Consider the following 605-nt stretch of genomic DNA (forward strand, 5'->3'; position numbering starts at 1 on the left):
GGATTCACTGTAATAACTCACGTAATGTGAGTCCAGTGGACGCCTGGATTGCACGTACATACGGTTGTCATTGCACGACACAGTGGTCGCTGAGTGCGTGCGTCGAACCCTTCCCAACCACGTTTTCACGGGTTGGTGCATCGGTTGTAGGGATTGGTTCCTTTCGCCCCCTTATACTTAAGGGGCACGATTCGAACCAATCCGTGTAATGGACCCACAGGGATTCGAACCCTGGGCATCCTCCTTGCAAAGGAGGCACTCTACCACTGAGCTATGGGCCCACCTCGCCGGATGGCGAGGGATTTGGTTAACCCTGGTAGTTCAAAGGTGCCCGGCCAGAAACGTGGCCGAGGTCGACGAAAACCCTAATGTGAGCCAGGCCATCGGCCTGGTCTCGTTCGTTAGGAGGTGATCCAGCCGCAGATTCCCCTACGGCTACCTTGTTACGACTTAAGCCCCCTTGCGAAGCCCAGATTCGACCACCGTATGGTGGCCTCATCCGGACCTCACTCGGGTGCTTTGACGGGCGGTGTGTGCAAGGAGCAGGGACGTATTCACCGCGCTCTTCTGAAGCGCGATTACTACCGAATCCAGCTTCATGAGGG

Annotated in this window: 1 tRNA gene and 1 rRNA gene; both read right to left on the reverse strand. The window is 56.4% G+C overall.

The features are described 5' to 3' along the window. Window positions 1-209: 209 nt before the first annotated feature. Window positions 210-281 (reverse strand) — tRNA-Ala (locus tag ACN2TU_RS26905). A gap of 122 nt (window positions 282-403) precedes the next feature. Continuing rightward, window positions 404-605, reverse strand: a 16S ribosomal RNA gene (locus ACN2TU_RS26910); the annotation flags it as partial.

Source organism: Haladaptatus marinus, assembly GCF_051194195.1.